Raw genomic sequence first — 17,670 nt, 5'->3', positions numbered from 1 at the left:
GTCTGTAGCCGGTGTGGCTGTCAAAAGCCCTGACGCTTCGCTCTCGTCGGGTCTTTTGCGTTGCTTTATAGGTGTCTAGTATGGCTTTGCAAAGGCTGCTTCCGGGTGCCCCGTTCTTGTATTCTTGTAAAGTGTCGGTATATTGCTCCAACTAAAGAACTCGTCCGTTTCGCAAAGCAACCAACTTAGCAGCGGCATTCTTTGGTACCACCCTCGCTGCTTCACTTCTTTTCCACCCACACCCCATTGCCCAACCCTACTGGCCAATGAAAAAAACTCTACACCCATTTAGTCTGCTGCTGGCGTTGCTGATGCTGCTGTTTGCAGGCCAAGCCCACGCCACCCACTACCAGGGCGGGCAGCTCACCTACCGCTCGCTCGGCCCCGACCCGGCCACCCCGGCCAACACCCGCTACGAAGTCAACCTGCAGATCTTCCGCGACTGCGGCGGTGCCACGCTGGATTCGTCGTACCCGCTGGTGGTGCGCCAAGGCTGCCAGGGCACCACGCTCACCGGCTCGCCTTTCACCATGACGCGGGTGGGCAACTCTTCGTTCGGCAACCCCTATTGCCCTTCCCAAGCCGCTTCAGCACCTTGCAGCTCCACCGGCTCACAGCCCACGGGCTCCAAGACGAACTACGAGGTGGCGCTCTACCGCACCATTATCAGCGTACCCCCTGCTGCCGAATGGACGCTGAGCTCCGAGCCTAGCGCCCGTCCCAGTATTGCCAACATCGACGGCAACACCACCCTGCGCTTCGAAGCCACGCTGAACAACCGCTTGGCGTTGCCCGGCGGCCAGTTCCAGAACATCGAGAACAACTCGCCCCGCTACCTGCCCCAGGATGTGCCGATTCCGTTTGTGTGCTTTAAGCAGCAGACGACCATCACCTTCTCGGCTCTCGAGGCCGACGGCGACTCGCTGGCTTACTCGTTGAGCAACCCGCTCAAAAGCTGCGGTGGTTCTAACATTTACCAGCCTTTTTCGGCTAACGGCTTCATTGAGCTGCCCGACTCTGCTGGTCAACCATGTGCCGCTATCGTGCGCCCCAGCACTGGCACGTACAGCCCCACTTTCCCGCTGCCTTCTTATCAGGTTACGGGAAGATGCCCATTGAAAGTTGCCCGACCCTACTTTGAGTTCAACGCGGCAACCGGCAGCTTCACGTTCATTCCGTCGATTTACGACGCTACTTCCGACGAATCGGAAGGCAAAAACAAGTATGCAGTAGTTGGGAAAGTAACGGAATACCGCAAGATAAACGGCACTTGGTATAAGGTTGGCTCCGTACGCCGCGACATGCTGGTGGTAATCATCGACTGCGGCCAGAACACGGTTCCGAACCCGCCTGTAATTTCTGCGCCTACTGTTTTGGGCAACGTTTCCTTTGTTAACTCGCGCGATTCTACGTACATCGAGGTTCCCGCCTGTAACTACAACCGCATCCTGCTGACCTTCTCGGACCCCAACCCGGGCCAGCAACTGACCGTGTTCCGCCCGAACGTTGACTCCTTGCTGCAATACGGCAGCATCGGCACCTTCACGCTGGCCAACAACGGCGGTACGACTCCTCGTCTGGTGTTCCAGTTTCAGCCTTCGCCGTTCTACATCGGCCAGGTAATCCGCATGCCTTTCCGTGTGGAAGACAACGCCTGCCCCGCCAAAGCGTCGCAGAGCCGTATCGTGGTGGTGAAAATTGTAGCCGGTAACTACGCTCGGGCACTGGCCGGCGTAAGCTCGCCGGGCTTGCCCGGTGGCCTCAGCACCGATCCGCCTACTATCTGCCCCGGTGGCACCATCCAGTTGGAAGGTCGCGTAAGCCGTCCTGACTCCGTTCGTGGTGGCTTGCAAGTGTACCGCTACACGTGGTCGGGTGGCAACATCAACCCGGCCGACGTGAACAAGGCCCAGATTACGGTTAACCCCACGGTTACTACAACCTACTCCCTGCGCATCGAACCCACTATTGGTTTCCAGCAGGGCGCTTGCTCCGACGTCACGACCATTACGGTGCGCGTGGCTCCCGAGCCGACGGCCAGCATTGCGACCAACAAAACCGAGGTTTGCCCGGGCGAAGCGGTTTCCCTCACGGCATCTGCTCGTCGGGGCGACAACCTGCAGGATACCTATACCTACCAATGGCAACCGGCCAACGGCCTGGCAGCGGCCGACCTGAACAAGCCGAACCCCGTGGTTCGTCCCACGCAGACGACGACTTATCAAGTGCGCGTGAACGGCCAGTCGCCGTACGGCTGTGATGCTACCACGTCGGTTGAAATCAAGGTTACGCCTGCTGCGGTAGCCGCCTTCACCGTCGATTCGGCCGCCGCTCCCGGCAGCCGCTTCAACCGCCCGCCGCGTTTGTTCACGTTCACCAACCGTTCGACCATCGGCGGCATTATCAGCCCCAACAACGTCGATTCGCTGCGGTGGAGCTACCAGCGCGTGAAAGACGAAACGGGTGCGCCTATCTCGGGTGAGCCGGAAGTAATTTTCTACCGTCGTAAGGGTGCAAACGGCCCCACGCCTTCGGTTCCCCTCACGCTGACGACCCCCGGTACCTACATCATTCGCCTGCGCATCACCGAAGGTGCTCTGAGCGGTACGCAGTGTGCTGAATCGGTAGCGCTGCGTACGGTAACGGTTCCACGCCTCGATGTACCGAACGTGTTTACCCCGAACCAGGACGGCTTGAACGATACCTTCATTGTGCAGGCCGAACAGGTGGGCAACAAGATGGAAATCTACAACCGCTGGGGCCGCAAGGTGAAAGAGTACGCCAACTACAACAACGATTGGAACGGCGACGACCAACCTAGCGGCTTGTACTACTACGTGATTACCGACCGCAACGGTAAATCGTCGAAGGGCTGGGTGGAAATGATCCGCTAACCCTACCGACCCACAAACAAAAAGGGCGCTGCCAGCTGGCAGCGCCCTTTTTGTTTATCCGACGCAAACCTTTAAGCTGCTTTTCGAGTATTTAATGCAGTTTAAAAAATATTTTAGACTCGTCTAAAAATTACTGTTCTTTACGGCAGCTTACCGCAACGCATCCATGATTTCACTTCCTACCCCGCCCGTCATTCCACCGTCCGAGTCCCGCACCAGTTCGAGTGAGCCGGGCTGGCGGCAGGCGCGCAAGTCTCCTTCCCTATCGGATGTATACGCAAGCATCCGTGTGCCCGCTCAAAACGCCTCGTTCTGGCGTAAGCTGATGGCGTTCTGGGGACCGGGCCTGATGGTGGCCGTAGGCTACATGGACCCCGGCAACTGGGCTACGGATATTGCCGGCGGTGCCCGCTACGGCTACACGCTGCTGTCGGTCATTCTGATTTCGAACCTGTTTGCCATGCTTTTGCAGCACCTGGCCGCGAAGCTGGGCATTGTTACCGGGCGCGACCTCGCCCAGGCCTGCCGCGACCATTACAGCAAACCGGTAGCCATGATGCTGTGGGTGCTGTGCGAAATAGCCATTGCTGCCTGCGACTTGGCCGAAGTCATTGGCTCGGCCATTGCGCTCAACCTGCTATTCGGGCTGCCACTGACCGTGGGGGTAGTGCTTACCATCCTCGACGTGCTGGTGGTGCTGTTTTTCCAAAGCAAAGGCTTCCGCATCATCGAAAGCATTGTGGCCGGGCTTATCGTTGTCATCTTCGGTTGCTTTCTATACGAGGTGATAGTGTCGCGGCCCGATTGGGTGGCATTGGCCGGCGGCCTACTCCCCAAGACAGAAATCGTGACGAACCCGGCCATGCTCTATGTGGCCATTGGCATTTTGGGCGCCACCGTTATGCCGCACAATCTGTACCTGCACTCCAGTATCGTGCAAACGCGCGCTTTCGAGCAGAACCCGTCCGGCAAACGCATGGCCATCAAGTTTGCGACTATCGACTCGACAGTGGCGCTGTTTCTGGCCTTCTTCGTGAATGCAGCCATTCTGGTGTTGGCGGCAGCCACCTTCCACCGCAACGGCCTGTTTCAAGTAGCCGACATTCACGACGCCCACAAACTGCTGGCACCGGTGCTGGGAGCTGGGGCGGCCGGGGCGGTGTTTGCCGTTGCGCTGTTGGCTTCGGGCCAGAACTCGACGCTAACGGGCACGCTGGCCGGGCAAATTGTGATGGAAGGCTTCCTCGATTTGAAGCTGAAGCCTTGGCTGCGGCGCCTCATTACCCGGCTGATTGCGGTGGTACCGGCGTTCATCGTTACGCTGCTGTACGGCGAAAAAGGCACCGGCGAGTTGTTGGTACTCAGCCAGGTTATTTTGTCGCTGCAGCTCAGCTTCGCCGTGGTTCCGCTGGTCTTGTTCACCAGCGACCGGCGCAAGATGGGCCAGTTCGTCAATGCCAGCTGGGTGAAAGTGACGGCGTGGGTGGTGTCGGGCATCATCATTTCCCTGAACGCCTACTTGCTCTTCGAAACCTTCTTCGGATAAGCCCAGCCATGCCTGTTTCCCTCCCCTGCTTGCTGGCGTGTGCCGCCTGCTTGCTCGCCGCGCCAGCTGTGGCGCAAGTGGCCGAGTCTTCTCCCGAAGAGCTACCGGATTCCCTACGTCGGCTGAAAAAAGGGTATTCCTTACTGCGCCCCGTTCCCCAGCGCCTCATGCGCCCGCTGAGCACCGACCGGCCGGATGCCACCGAAAGCGCCTACTCGGTAGATGCGGGTCACTTTCAGCTGGAAACCGATTTGGTTCGGTTTGGGCAGCAGCGGTTTGGCACTGCCCGCAGCGAGGAAGTAGCCCTGAACCACATCAACCTCAAGATGGGCCTTACGCGCACCAGCGACGTGCAGGTGATAGTGGAAAGCTACACGCTGCAAACCGAGCGCAGCGAAACCCGCACCCAGCGCAGTGGCTTCGGCGACTTGACCGTGCGCTTCAAGCAAAACCTGTGGGGCAACGACGGCGGCACCACCGCGCTGGCGCTGCTCCCGTTTGTGAAGCTGCCCACGGCCAACAAGGTGGGCAACGGCGCGGTAGAGGGCGGGCTGGTGACGCCGTTTGCCTGGCAGCTGCCCGGCGACTGGAGCTTCGGCAGCCAGCTGCAGCTCAACGTGAGCCGCGACGCCGAAGCCCAGGAGCATTTTCTGGAGTTTGCGCCTACCATCACCGTGGGCCACGACTTGTACCAGACACTGGGCGGGTTTGTGGAGCTGGCCACCAACCGCGACCTGCGCCGCGGTGGCCTTTGGACGGCAACTTTCAACGGCGGACCCACGCTGCGCATCGGCGACAACCTGCAACTGGACGCCGGCTGGAACCTTGCGCTGACCCGCGACACCGAAACGAGCTATTTTTTGGGGCTGAGCTTCCGGCGCTAACCTCGGCCCTAAACACTTTTTGCGCAGGTGTTGCGTAACAGGCAAACCCTCCCCTTTTGTCTGTTTCTCATGTTTACACACCTGCGCCTTGCTGCGGCGGCCGTTGCGCTGCTCGCCAGCGTCCCTTCACTTGCGCAATCCAAATTCGACTCGCCCTACGACTCGGCCCATTTTTCGCTGCGCAACCCCGTGCCGCGTACCCAGTTGCGCAAGCTGCAGCCCGACCGCCCCGGCGTCACCGAAAGCCCGTTTACCGTAGATGCCGGCCATTTTCAGCTGGAGACCGATGCCTTCCGGATTATCAACAGCCGCGAAGACGACCAGCGGCGGCGCGAATGGCACGCGGCTTACGCTTTGGCCAAGCTGGGCCTGAGCCGCCGCACCGATGTGCAGGTGGAAGTGCCGCTGTATAGCGTGCAGAAACAGAAAATGGCCGGCGAAACCGACTGGGAGCGGCACAGCGGCTTCGGCGACGTGACCCTGCGCCTCAAGCACAACTTCGTGGGCGACGACCACCAAGACCCGTTGGCTTTTGCCGCTATCGGCTACGTACGCCTGCCCAGCGGCGGCCAGGCCGGCGAAGGCGGCGTAGAGGCGGGCCTGGTACTACCCGTAGATGTGGCCATCCACGACCATTGGAACCTGGAAGCGCAGCTGGAAACCGACCTCAACTACGACCGCGACGAGGACGAGCATTACGTGCGCCTGATGCCCTCGGTAGCCGTACAGCACGAATTCACCGACCGCCTCAGCCTGCTTCTGGAAGGCGTTACGCAGTGGAATACGCAACAGGCGCGGTGGCACAGCTCGGTTAACGTGGCGCCCGTCATCAGCGTCAACGACAACTTTCAGGTAGACTTCGGCGGCCATTTTGCCCTGAACCGCGAAACCGACCGTGAGTTCTTCGTTGGTTTCACCTTGCGCCGCTAACGAACCAGATAACTCTCACGGTCGCGGGGTTGAAGACGGCCTATTTACACCAAACCACTCAAAGGAGCCGGTCCGCCGCTCAGAATGGTCTTGTCATCGGCCTCCAGCCAGTCGCGCAGCACGCTGGCGTAGATGCTGCGAAAATCCACTTGGTAGCGCAGGTCGCCGTCGTCGAGGTTGGCTAGATCGGGGGCGTTGTTGACCACACCCGGCTGACGGAGCTTGCCACCGATGAGCAGCACGTTGTTGGCGGTGCCGTGGTCGGTGCCGTTGCTGGCGTTCTGGCTTACACGGCGCCCGAATTCGGAGAAGACCAGAATGAGCGTGCTGTCGAATTGCCCGCCGCGCTGCAAGTCGTCGACAAAAGCGCCCAGGCCATCGGACAGGTCTTGCAGCAGCTTGCCTTGCTGCTCGTGCTGGCGCACGTGGGTATCGAAACCGGCCAGAGAAGCATAATACACGCGGGTTTCGAGCCCGGCATTGATGAGCTCGGCGGCGGTTTTCAGGCTCTTGGCAAACTCCGAATCGGGGTACGTCACCGCCGAGCGGTACACTTTGGCCTTTTCGTAGAGGTAGTCGGCCGAGGAGGCGGTTTCGGTCAGCGTCTTGTAGAGGTAGTCCAGTTCGCTCACGCCGGTAGCCGCTGATTCGCGGCTGGCCTGGACCAGCAAGCGGTTTTGCGTGGCTTGGCGCAGCTTCTGCGGGTTTTTCAGCGCAAGGCCTTTGCGGGCCTCGCCCTTCATAGCCAGGCTCAGCGTGTCGTCGACTTCGATGCCGGTGTGCCCGGTGGAGCAGCCGGTGCAGGCGGCATCGAGGTAGCGCCCGAGCCAACCGGTGCTCAGGTACTCGTCGGCGGCCGAGCCGGTGTGCCAGATATCCATCGAGCGGAAATGCGAACGGTCGGGGTTGGGGTAGCCCACGGAGTTGAGCACGGCCAACTGGCCCTGGTCGTAAAGCTGCTTGAGGCGCGTCATGGCAGGGTGCAGCGCCAGGTCTTTGTCGAGCGTCAGCAGGCCGGCTTGTTCACGCAAGGCCAGCGTCGGCCGTGCGTTGTAGTACAGGTCGTTGCGGTAGGGAACAATGGTATTCAGGCCGTCGTTGCCGCCACCGAGCTGCACTACCACCAGCCGCCGGCCGCTGCTGTCGCGCAGGCCGGGCACGCCGCCACGGTCGAGGGCGTGCAGGAATTTGGGCACAAACAGCAGCGAGCTGGCCAGGATCGATGATTTCAGGAAGTCGCGACGGGTAGGCATGGATGGCAGGCGGTAAGGCAGCTGATAACTGTTGGCTGGCGTTTGGCGGCTCTTGGCTCGTATTATGCGACTGGCTTTGAAGCAGCGGCTGACAAGCTGGTTAACACAGTTGGTACTCGGGCAACGACAGCAGCGCGCCTAGTTGCGTGCGCAGGCGCTGGGCCTCGGCGGCGGAACCCGCGGGGTGTTGTACGAGCGTCAGGTTTTCGGGGCGCAGCGGAGTTTGCAGCAGGAAACCGGCCAACACCGGCACCTGCTTTTCGGCGGGCACGTTGCGCAGCAGTTCCGCCACGCGGGTTAGGCTCACGGGCGCGTCGTTGGGCTGTTTGTCGCGGGTGCGCAGCAGGCGTTCGAGGCGCGGTACCGAAGGCGCGAGGTCGTTTTCGTCTTCCTTCAGGGCCACGTTCACCTCGGCTTGCTTCAGCAGCACCTGCGGCAGTTGCAGCCGCAGCAGCAGCGACGACGAATCAATCCAGTTGCGGCCGCCGGGCCAGCCGGCCACGTTGGGGGGCTGAAACAGCGTTTGGCCGAGTGCCTTTTGCCAGAACACCAACAGCTTGCCATCGGCGGGTTGCAGACCGGTTTGGCGGCGCAGACCCACCAGCAACTCCACCGGCGACTTGATGCGCGTGCCCACGTTGGCGGGGCTGTAGAACCACTCGGCTGATAGCAGCCGCTCCATCAGGTCCTCGATGTCGTAGCCGCTCTTGAAAAAAGCATCGGCCAGCGGCTCGATGTGCTGCGGGTTGGGCGTGTCGTTGACGAAAAAGCGGTAGAGCTTGGTGGTCAGAAACGTGGCCGTTTCGCGGCGCTCCAAGAGCATGCGCAGAATGTCTTCGCCCCCAAAGTTGCCGGTGCGCCCCATAAACGTCTTGGGGCCGTCGTCGTGCTGGCGCGGCCGGAACACGAACTGGCCCTGCGCGTCGTAGCTCCAGCCGGTGAAAGCGCGGGCGGCTTCTTTCACGTCCTGCTCGGTGTAGTATCCGCGGCCGATGGTGAACAACTCCATTACTTCGCGGGCAAAGTTTTCGTTGGGGTGCTGTTTGCGGTTTTGCTGGTTGTTGAGAAACTGCAGCATGGCCGGCTCTTTCGACACGGCCAGCAGCAAATCCGAAAACTTGCCCAGCGCCAGCCGCCGCACCGTGTTGTTGAGTTGCAGGGCGGCATCGGGCCGGCGTACGCGGGCGGCAAAGTGCCCGTGCCAGAAGAACGTGAGCTTTTCGCGGATTTGGGCCGGCGAGGTAGCCATGCGCTCCAGCCAGCCGGTATTCATGGCGTAGAACGCGTCCCGGATCTGCCGGTTTTGCTCTTTGCGCTGCTCCGGTGTCAGCTGGCCGCGCTTCAGGGCGGGCGCCTGCGGGTCCTGGCGCAGGTCGGTGGTGGGCACGGGCGCCAGGGCCATTTGCTCGGCGTACTGCATCTGGGCGCCCCCCAGCGGGGCTACCGTTTTGGCGTCCTGCAAGAGCTGCTTCAGCGCCTTGCGCACCGATAGGCCCGATTCCACGTCCTGCGGCCGGGGGCCGAAGCCCGCCCGCCAGTACAGATGCTGCAGCTGTTGGTGCGTCGTCATGAGCGGTGTCGGGCTGAAGTGGATGCTTGCTTGGACGGTATTGCGCGGGCAGGGTTTAACTCCTGCTTGTCGGCTCACCCGAATACCTCGCCCCGAACCACCGGCAAAAACCCGGGTTCATGCCGCACTTCCCAACTATCCGACAGAACTTTAGGGCAAAGGCCCACTGTTGCAATAGAATCGTCTTACTTCAGCCAGTTACCGGCCGTTTTTTTGCTCGCATGAAACACCTCTTACCGCTTCTCTTGCTGCTTGTGGGCTTCACCAGTGCCCGCGCCGGGCAAGTCACGTTCCGCGTCGACATGAGCCAACAAACGGTGCCGGCCACTGGCGTGCACGTGGCGGGCAACTTTCAGGCGGCGGCCGGCTTTCCGGCCAACTGGAACCCGGCCACCACGGCCCTCACCGACGCCGACAACGACCACGTGTGGGAAGTAACCGTGACCGTGCCGGCGGGCGTGTACCTCTACAAGTTTGTGAACGGCAACGGCTGGCCCGGCGCCGAACTGCCTCCCGCGAGTTGCGGCGTCGACGACGGCGGCGGCAACATCAACCGGGAGGTGGTAGTGGGCGGTACCGACGTGCGTCTGCCCATCGTGGCCTTTGGCGACTGCGCCACCCAGCTGCGCTTCGCCGTGGACATGAACGGCCAGACCGTGACGACGGCCGGCGTCCACGTCATCGGCAACTTCCAGGCGCTGGCCGGCTACGGCACCAACAACGACGCCACGGCCGTTCCGCTGCGCGACGCCGACGGCGACGGCGTGTACGAAGTGCAGATTTCACTGCCCGCTCCCGGCCTGTTTCAGTACCGTTTCGTGAACGGCAGCACCCTGGCCGGGGCCGAAACCGTGCCCGCCGCCTGCGGCACCGCCGACGGCACCGGCACGCTCACCCGCGTGGTGGCGGCCACAGCGGCCGTCAACGCCCCGCCCGCGCTTTGCTTTGGCGGCTGTGCGTCGTGCAGCGGCGTGCCCACGGCGGCCTACCCCACCTATTGGTGGAACGACGCGGTGTTCTACGAAGTATTTGTGCGCAGCTTCTACGACAGCAACGGCGACGGCAGAGGCGACTTCGCCGGCCTCACCCAAAAGCTCGATTACCTCAACGACGGCAACCCGAACACTACCACCGACCTGGGCGTGACCGGCTTGTGGCTGATGCCCATGATGGAGTCGCCGAGCTACCACGGCTACGACGTGACCAACTACAAAGCCACCGAGCCTGACTACGGCACCATGGCCGAGTTTGAGGCGTTTCTGGCGGCGGCGCACCAACGCGGCATCAAAGTCATCATCGATTTGGTGCTCAACCACGCCTCGAGCCAGCACCCGTGGTTTACGCAGTCGGCCAGCAGCACCAGCAACCCCTACCGCGACTGGTTCCGCTGGTCGGCCGCCAACCCCGGCTACCTCGGGCCGCAAGGCCAGCAGGTGTGGTACCCCCGCAACGGCAGCTACTACTACGCCGTGTTCTGGGACGGCATGCCCGACCTAAACTGGCGCAACCCCCAGCTGAAGGCCGCCATGTGGGACGCCAGCCGGTTCTGGCTGCGCAAGGGCGTCGACGGCTACCGGCTCGATGCCGTGCGCTACCTGATGGAAGACGGCACAACCCTGGCCGAAGCGCCGTCCACCTTCTCGCTGCTCCAGGAGTTTCACGACTCGCTGAAAGCCGTGAACCCCGCCGCCGTGTCGGTGGGCGAAGCCTGGACCGCTACGCGCGCCGTGGTGCCCTACGTGCAGAACAACCGCCTCGACCTGTGCTTTGAGTTCGATCTGGCGGCGGCCCTCATCAACGGCCTGAACCAAGGCAACGCCACCGCGCTGCGCAGCCAGCTGAACCTGGTGAATACCCTCTACCCACGCCTGCAGTACGCCACGTTCCTCACCAACCACGACCAAAACCGGGTGCTCGACGCCTTGGGCAGCAACCTGGCCCGCATGAAACAGGCCGCCGCGCTCTACCTGACCATGCCCGGCGTGCCGTTTCTGTACTACGGCGAGGAAGTAGGCATGGCCGGCTCGGGCGCCGACGAAGACAAACGCCGCCCGATGCAGTGGACCGCCGGCAGCCGGGCGGGTTTCACCACCGGCACGCCTTGGCGCACCATCAACGCCAACTACCCGCAGTTCAACGTGGCCACCATGCAAGCCGATCCGGCTTCGCTGCTGAACCACTACAAGAAGCTCATCGGCCTGCGCAATGCCAACGAAGCGTTGCGCAAAGGATACTACCTCCCCGCCACGGCTTCGGCCGCACCGGTGCTGGCGTATGCCCGCGTCTACGGCCCCGAAGCGGTGCTGGTGGTTGCGAACCTGGGCAGCAGCCCCGCCAGCAATACTGCCCTGAGCGTGGCCGTATCGACGTTGGCAGCGGGCTCCTACCAAGCCACCGACCTCTACAGCGGGCAGGCGGCCGGCACGCTAACCGTCGATGCCCAAGGCGGATTCAGCAATTGGGCGCCTGGGCTGACGGCCTTGGGCGCCAACGAAACGTGGGTACTGCGGTTGCAGCCCCCAGGTCCGCTCAGCGCCACCCGCCCCGCCGCGCTGGCTCTTTCGCTTTACCCAAACCCCACAAAAGGCTCCGTCCGTCTGGGGCTGGCTACTTCCGGCCAGCACCAGCTGCAGGCATTCGACCTCACGGGCCGGTTGGTGCACACCACGCAGTTCAGCGGCAGCAGCTACGTGCTCGATACCACTGGCTGGGCGGCCGGCACCTACTTCGTGCGGGTGCAGTCGGACGCTGCGGCAGCGGTGCAACGGCTGGTGGTAGAGCCGTAGCACCAAGGCTACGGCAGGACGCTGTTCCTATCCCCTGTTTAAGCCAACGGCCCCTACGATTCTCCGGAATCGTAGGGGCCGTTGGCTTTGGCGCCTTGCCGAGCGTGGCCGTTACAGCCGGGCGCCGAGTACCACGGTCTTCTTGTATTCGCGCTTCTGGCCGCCGCCGGGGCGGAACAGCTCGATGTGCAGCAAATAGTGGCCGAGGCTGGCCTTGCGGCCCTGATCGGTGAGGCCGTCCCACTGAAAGAAGCCGCTGGTAGCCAGGCTTTCGTTGCGCACCAGCTGCCGCACCAAGCGGCCCTGCACGTCGTACACCCGCACGCTGGCGGCGTAGCCGGGCTGGTCGAGGCGGTAGGTGAGCGTGGTGAAATCTTTGTCGCCGTCCTCGTCGGGCGTGAAGATTTCGGGCTCCACCTGAAACTGCTGGTCACCAATGGCGGCGGCCAGAAACTGGGAATTGCGCCGGCCCGGAGTGGCGTAGCCCACGCTGCCCGCCGCCGAGTGGAAGTTGGCGCCGGTGCTCGGGCCATCGGGGCTGATGCGCTCCAGCGACACCCCGTCGCGGGTGTCGAGCAGGCCCAGGTGCATGTTTTCGTTGTAGGCAAATCGGTCGAGCACCACGCGCTGGGCGTTGCGCACGAGCACCGTGCCCGCGTCGTCGGCGTAGGTGGGCAGCGAAGCCACGGCCAGGAACGCGGCGGGGTCGTTGCTGGTGGGGTATTGGCTTTGCACCAGCGCGGGGTTTTCAGTCAACACTAGCAGCTGGCCCGGCGCCAGCACCAGCGGCTCGGTGCTGATGGCTTTGTACTCGGTGCCGCTGGCAATTTCATGGCCGATTTCGGCACCCTGCAGGTCCACGTACTTGGTGGAGCGGTTGAGCAGCTCCACAAAGTCGACACTGCCCGAACGCGGGTTGAACAGCACTTCGTTGATAACCACGTCGCCGGCGGCAGCGGCCACGGGCAAGGCAAACGTGGCCGACGTGAACGGCCCGCCGGCGTTGCCCACGCAGTCGGTGGTGCGCTGCACGGTTACGGTCAGCGCCTGGTTGGCAGGCAGTGCCGACGCCAACGTCAGGTTTACCGAGCGGAAATCATAAGCCACGGCCGCTGCCCGCTGAATGGCGTTGGCCGGGTTCAGCGCGTACAGCGCCACGTTGGACGCCAGCGTGCTGTCGATTTTCTCGCTGAAGTACAGGCGCACAGTAGTGGCATTCACCGCCACGGCGCGTAGCAGCGTGGGCAGCGTGCGGTCGGGGTTGGTGGCGCGCACCGAGTTGGCTTGGCCGGGCGTGCCACCGCGGGTGTCGGTGCTGGCAGTCCAGTTGTCCATGCCGCCGCAGGGGTTGCCGGTGTCCACCATTTCCAGCGTCCAGCCGCCGTTTTTCTTCACGTTGTCGCGGTACCAGGTGTCGGAGTAGGCTACTTCAAACAGCGTGCGGCCGTCGCGGCCGCGCAGCAGCAGCTGGTCGCCGCCGTTGCTCAGGCTGGGGAAATTGCTCAGGCCGAATACCTGCGGCGGCGTGGGAGTCGAGGCAAAAAACTGGTTGTAGAGCGTGGCGCCGCTCGTGCCGCTCACCACGGCGTATTCGCCGGGACGCAGCACGGCCCCGTTCGGAAATACCGCCGCCGAGGTGCTGCCGGGCTTCTGCAGGCGCACACCGCCCAAATCCAGCAGCGCGTTGCCAGGGTTGAAAATTTCCACGAACTCGGCCGCCGGCAGGCGCACGGCCGGGTCTTCGTCGGCCATCAATTCGGTGATGAGCACCTGTTGCGGCCCCGGCGCCACAGCCGCGCCAAAGTAGGTGAACGAAGCCGCTACGCTGGCCCCGGTGGCATTGCCCACGCAGTCGGTGGCGCGCTGCACGGCCACGCTCACGCTTTGGTTCACGGGCAGAGCAGCCGCCAGCGTCAGGTCGATGGTGCGGAAATCGGTGGGTACTACGGTAGCACGCTGCACGGCCACGGCGGGCGTGAGCGAATACAGCGCGGCATTGCTCATCAGCGTGCTATCCAGCTTTTCGCCGAAGGTGAGGCGCACGGTAGTAGCGTTCAAGGCCACGGCGCTTTGCAGAGCAGGCGCGGTCTGGTCGGGGTTGTTGGTGCGCACCGCGTTCTGGCGGGCGGGCGTGCCGCCGGTGGGGTCGGTGCTGGCGGTCCAGTTGTCGGCGCCCAGCAGGCAGGGGCGGCCGGTGTCAATCATTTCCAACGACCAGCCGCCGTCTTTCTTCACCGGGTCGTTGTACCAGGCATCGGAGTAGCTCACGGCAAACAGCGTGCGGCCGTCGCGGGCGCGCAGCAGCACTTGGTCGCCGGTGTTGTTGAGGCTGGGGAAGTTGGTGAGGCCGAACACCTTGCCGAAGCCGGTGAACTGCGCGGTGCGGGTGCTGCCGCACACCACGGCGTATTCGCCGGGCAAGAGCACGGCCCCGGCCGGAAACACGGCGGCCGCCGCGGTGCTGGTGGGTTTCAGCAGGCGCACGCCGGCCAGGTCGAGCGGCGCGGCCGTGGGGTTGTAGATTTCCAGGTACTCCGAGGCGTAAGTAGCCGCTGGCGCACCAGTAGCCGGGGTTTCGTCGGCGTAGATTTCGGTGATGAGCAGCTGGTTGGGCGCGGGCTGCGCGGCGGGCGGCGTGTAGGCAAACGAGGCCGTGAGCGGGCCGGCGGCCACGTTGCCGTAGAGGTCGGAGAGGTTGCGCACTTCCAGGGTGCTGGTGCCGGCCGGGAAGCTGCTGCCGAACGACACGTGCACCAGCGCGGGGTCGGTGGCGTCGCGGGTGGCGGCGGTAGCGGTGGCGCCGCTGGCAAGGCGGAACGAGCCGGCTACTACGGTGGCCGCTACAGGCTCGTTGAACTGCACGTCGAGTTGGGTGGTGCTGGCGGTGAGGGCCTGCACGAGCACGGGCGGCGTGCTGTCGGTGATGACAAAATCATCGAACGCGAAGCCGCGGTTGTTGGCCGAGGAGTACACCAGCGACACCCCGAAATACTCGCTGCGGGTGAGCGTGGCATCGGTTACGGTGCCTTCGCTCACGAAGGTGCGGCCGCCGGTCAGGTCGCGCTCCAGCGTCCAGACGTTGGCCGCGCTGCGCGTCACCCGCACCCGCACCAGGTTGTTGGTGGTCGACGAGAGCGTGCCGTCGGCGCCGTTGATGATGATGGTACTGGTGGCGGCCGCGTCTTTGCGGTAGAGGCTCACTTCGTCGGCGGTGTTGCCGAGGCGCACGAAGTAGCCGCGGTTGCCGGTAGCTTTCAGGTCGGCCTGCTCGCTCATCAGCCACACCTCGGCCTGGTTGGCCGAGGAGGTGGCAAACTTCAGGTTGGCCCAGAACTCCCACACGGTGTTGCCGGTGGCCGCCTGGCTGGGCGTTACCAGCTGAATTTGGGAACCCGTGACGGCCGGGCCGTTGCTCTGCAGCTGCTGCGCGGCCACCTGAAACGAGGCCACGTCGCCGGTCCAGGTAGGGTTTTGGGTGAAGTCGCCGTCGGTGAAAGCGTCGTTGAGCTGAGCCGCGGCCGGCAGCGCCGGAAGCAGCAAGCACAACCCGAAGAGTAGCCGTTGCAGCATACAGGGAAGGAAAGCGGGAAAGGGCAAAATCAAACGCCGATTCGGCCGCCGCCAAACCCGTTGGCGGTCAGCGCACAGCAGCGCAGGCTAAAGTTAAGCAACAATACCCGGGCTTTTCGCGAATTTTGCATCCCGCTTGTGTTCCGAGCGGCTAAACCAGACGTCTTCCATGAAAATAGCGGTTGTGGGTGCCACCGGCCTGGTGGGCACCGAGATGCTGAAAGTGCTTGCCGAGCGCAACTTCCCGGTTACCGAATTGCTGCCGGTGGCCTCCGAAAAGTCGGTGGGCCAGCTCATTACCTTCCGCGGCCAGCAATACCCGGTGGTGAGCATGGCCGACGCCATTGCGGCCCGCCCGGCCGTGGCCATCTTCTCGGCCGGGGGCTCCATTTCGAAAGAGCAGGCGCCGCACTTCGCCGCCGTGGGCACCGTGGTTATCGACAACTCCTCGGCCTGGCGCATGGACCCCACCAAGAAGCTGGTGGTGCCCGAGGTAAACGCCCACGTGCTGACTGCCGACGACAAGATCATTGCCAACCCCAACTGCTCGACCATTCAGATGGTGGTGGCCCTGAGCAAGCTGCACGAAGCCTACAAGGTGGAGCGCATTGTGGTGAGTACCTACCAGAGCGTGACCGGCACCGGCAAAAAAGCCGTCGACCAACTGATGCAGGAGCGCGCCGGCGACACGGTAACCTCCCCGGCCTACCCCCACCCCATCGACCTGAACGTGCTGCCCCACATCGACGTGTTCGAGGACAACGGCTACACCAAGGAGGAAATGAAGATGGTGAAGGAGACCAAGAAAATCATGGGCGACGACTCCATTCGGGTGACGGCCACGGCCGTGCGCGTGCCCACCGTGGGCGGCCACTCCGAGGCCGTGAACGTGGAGTTTGCCCGCGACTACGACCTGGCCGAGGTGCGCCGCCTGCTGAGCGAAACCGAAGGCGTGGAAGTAGTGGACGACCCGGCCAACAACCGCTACCCCATGCCCCGCGACGCCCACGGCAAGGATACCGTGCTCGTCGGCCGCCTGCGCCGCGACGAAACCCAGCCCAACACCCTCAACATGTGGGTGGTGGCCGACAACCTGCGCAAAGGCGCTGCTACCAACGCGGTGCAGATTGCCGAGTACCTGCTGAAAGCGGGCCTGATTAAGTAGCATCGTCTGACTTCTTGCTTAGACGCAAAAAAGCCCTGTCGCTTGTCGCGGCGGGGCTTTTTTATGCGTTTTCAAGGCCGCTACTCCCGCCCAAACACCGTTCCGGCAAAGTCCAGCACGGCTCGACGGGTTTCCTCGGGGCGCTCGAAGTAGCCGAGGTGGCCCACATCGGCCAGCACCAGCACGTGGCTTTCGCGGGGCATTACCAGCTGGGGCTGCATGCTTTCGAGGGTTACGGCCACGTCGTCTTTGCCCACGATGAACTGCACCGGGTAGCGGGCGTCGCGCAGCACGGCGGTGCGGTCGGGCCGGTCGCGCATGGCGCGCAGGGCACCGGTTACGGTATCGGCAGGCGTGGCTTTGCCAATGTCTTCGAGAAAGCAGCGCTGGTCAATCATTCGTTCGCGGTTGGCGGGAGCAAACAGCGGCCGAATGAACGACTCCATGAACTTGTCGACGCCGTTGCGCTGCACGAAATCGATGTTTTTGTCGCGGTTGGCCTTCTTCTCGTCCGAGTCGGGCCGGGCCGTGGAGTGAAACAAGCTCAGGCCGGCCACCATGTTGGGGTAGCGCTCGGCAAAAGCCAGGGCCGCGTAGCCGCCCATGGAGTGGCCCACCAGCAGGGCCTGCTCCACGTTGCGCTGGCGCAGGTAGTCGGCCAGGTAACGGGCCTGGGCCTCCATCGAATAGTCGCGGATGTCGCGGGTGTTGGTGCCGAAGCCCAGCAGGTTGGGCGTGAGCAGGCGGTAGGTTTCGGGAAACTCGCGGGTGAAGTCGGTCCACACCTCGCGGCTTTCGCCGAAGCCGTGCAGAAGAACGATAACCGGGAGTTGGGGCGCGGGAGCAGACATGGGTACGGGCGCCAGGGGGCGCGGAAAGCGAAGCTGAGGTGGTAAAACTACGTGAAAGGGCGCTGTTGCGCGTGCAGGCGTGCTTTTTAAAGGTATGTATGGGTTTGAAACGCTTCCTAGACGGGTTGCGACGTTCCCGACCCGTTTTGAAACGCTGCCGAGCTGCTTTGAAACGGTTCCGAGCACGTTTGAAACGTACCGGAGGCCGTTTGAAACGTTCC

General features: G+C 63.2%; 10 protein-coding genes. 6 read left to right on the top strand and 4 right to left on the bottom strand.

Features of this window, described 5'->3' with window-relative positions; genetic code table 11:
• Positions 1-266: 266 nt before the first annotated feature.
• The 4 genes from F0P96_RS15465 (at position 267) to F0P96_RS15450 (ending at position 6,254) form a co-directional block, all read left to right on the top strand.
• Complete coding sequence (locus F0P96_RS15465) at positions 267-2,894, top strand: T9SS type B sorting domain-containing protein (protein ID WP_151079809.1); 2,628 nt, start codon at positions 267-269, stop codon at positions 2,892-2,894.
• A 166-nt stretch (positions 2,895-3,060) separates the two neighbouring features.
• Positions 3,061-4,440 (top strand): Nramp family divalent metal transporter, encoded by a 1,380-nt coding sequence (locus tag F0P96_RS15460; RefSeq protein ID WP_151079808.1) that lies wholly within the window; start codon positions 3,061-3,063, stop codon positions 4,438-4,440.
• Between the two features lie 8 nt (positions 4,441-4,448).
• On the top strand, positions 4,449-5,324 hold the full coding sequence (locus F0P96_RS15455) for a transporter (RefSeq protein WP_151079807.1): 876 nt from the start codon (positions 4,449-4,451) through the stop codon (positions 5,322-5,324).
• A gap of 69 nt (positions 5,325-5,393) precedes the next feature.
• Positions 5,394-6,254 (top strand): transporter, encoded by an 861-nt coding sequence (locus F0P96_RS15450; RefSeq protein ID WP_151079806.1) that lies wholly within the window; start codon positions 5,394-5,396, stop codon positions 6,252-6,254.
• A 44-nt stretch (positions 6,255-6,298) separates the two neighbouring features.
• On the opposite strand, the gene F0P96_RS15445 is transcribed toward F0P96_RS15450, so the two are convergent.
• Together F0P96_RS15445 and F0P96_RS15440 are read right to left on the bottom strand one after the other, a co-directional pair.
• Positions 6,299-7,507, bottom strand: coding sequence for a DUF1501 domain-containing protein (locus F0P96_RS15445; RefSeq protein WP_151079805.1), 1,209 nt, complete (start codon positions 7,505-7,507; stop codon positions 6,299-6,301).
• Between the two features lie 100 nt (positions 7,508-7,607).
• Positions 7,608-9,077, bottom strand: a complete 1,470-nt coding sequence (locus F0P96_RS15440) for a DUF1800 domain-containing protein (protein ID WP_151079804.1) — start codon at positions 9,075-9,077, stop codon at positions 7,608-7,610.
• A gap of 221 nt (positions 9,078-9,298) precedes the next feature.
• On the opposite strand from F0P96_RS15440, the gene F0P96_RS15435 reads away from it, so the two are divergent.
• Complete coding sequence (locus tag F0P96_RS15435) at positions 9,299-11,863, top strand: alpha-amylase family glycosyl hydrolase (RefSeq protein WP_160620342.1); 2,565 nt, start codon at positions 9,299-9,301, stop codon at positions 11,861-11,863.
• A gap of 111 nt (positions 11,864-11,974) precedes the next feature.
• On the opposite strand, the gene F0P96_RS15430 is transcribed toward F0P96_RS15435, so the two are convergent.
• Complete coding sequence (locus F0P96_RS15430; protein ID WP_151079802.1) at positions 11,975-15,433, bottom strand: lamin tail domain-containing protein; 3,459 nt, start codon at positions 15,431-15,433, stop codon at positions 11,975-11,977.
• A 169-nt stretch (positions 15,434-15,602) separates the two neighbouring features.
• Between F0P96_RS15430 and F0P96_RS15425 the strand changes: the two genes are divergently transcribed.
• A complete protein-coding gene (locus tag F0P96_RS15425; protein WP_151079801.1) occupies positions 15,603-16,598 on the top strand; it encodes an aspartate-semialdehyde dehydrogenase in 996 nt (331 codons plus the stop codon).
• Positions 16,599-16,678: 80 nt separating this feature from the next.
• On the opposite strand, the gene F0P96_RS15420 is transcribed toward F0P96_RS15425, so the two are convergent.
• Entirely contained in the window at positions 16,679-17,449 is a 771-nt protein-coding gene (locus F0P96_RS15420) for an alpha/beta fold hydrolase (protein ID WP_151079800.1), read from the bottom strand.
• Positions 17,450-17,670: the final 221 nt, after the last annotated feature.

It is taken from the genome of Hymenobacter busanensis, from assembly GCF_008727865.1.
Taxonomy (GTDB): domain Bacteria; phylum Bacteroidota; class Bacteroidia; order Cytophagales; family Hymenobacteraceae; genus Solirubrum; species Solirubrum busanense.
The sequence above is the reverse complement of the archived record's forward strand: the minus strand, read 5'-3'. Positions and strand labels throughout refer to the sequence as shown.

Bases quoted from the DNA above. Each gene is read 5' to 3' on its own strand.
- F0P96_RS15440 (WP_151079804.1), bottom strand. From the start codon at position 9,077: ATGACGACGCACCAACAGCTGCAGCATCTGTACTGGCGGGCGGGCTTC.
- F0P96_RS15430 (WP_151079802.1), bottom strand. From the start codon at position 15,433: ATGCTGCAACGGCTACTCTTCGGGTTGTGCTTGCTGCTTCCGGCGCTG.
- F0P96_RS15420 (WP_151079800.1), bottom strand. From the start codon at position 17,449: ATGTCTGCTCCCGCGCCCCAACTCCCGGTTATCGTTCTTCTGCACGGC.
- F0P96_RS15450 (WP_151079806.1), top strand. From the start codon at position 5,394: ATGTTTACACACCTGCGCCTTGCTGCGGCGGCCGTTGCGCTGCTCGCC.
- F0P96_RS15435 (WP_160620342.1), top strand. From the start codon at position 9,299: ATGAAACACCTCTTACCGCTTCTCTTGCTGCTTGTGGGCTTCACCAGT.
- F0P96_RS15460 (WP_151079808.1), top strand. From the start codon at position 3,061: ATGATTTCACTTCCTACCCCGCCCGTCATTCCACCGTCCGAGTCCCGC.
- F0P96_RS15465 (WP_151079809.1), top strand. From the start codon at position 267: ATGAAAAAAACTCTACACCCATTTAGTCTGCTGCTGGCGTTGCTGATG.
- F0P96_RS15455 (WP_151079807.1), top strand. From the start codon at position 4,449: ATGCCTGTTTCCCTCCCCTGCTTGCTGGCGTGTGCCGCCTGCTTGCTC.
- F0P96_RS15425 (WP_151079801.1), top strand. From the start codon at position 15,603: ATGAAAATAGCGGTTGTGGGTGCCACCGGCCTGGTGGGCACCGAGATG.
- F0P96_RS15445 (WP_151079805.1), bottom strand. From the start codon at position 7,507: ATGCCTACCCGTCGCGACTTCCTGAAATCATCGATCCTGGCCAGCTCG.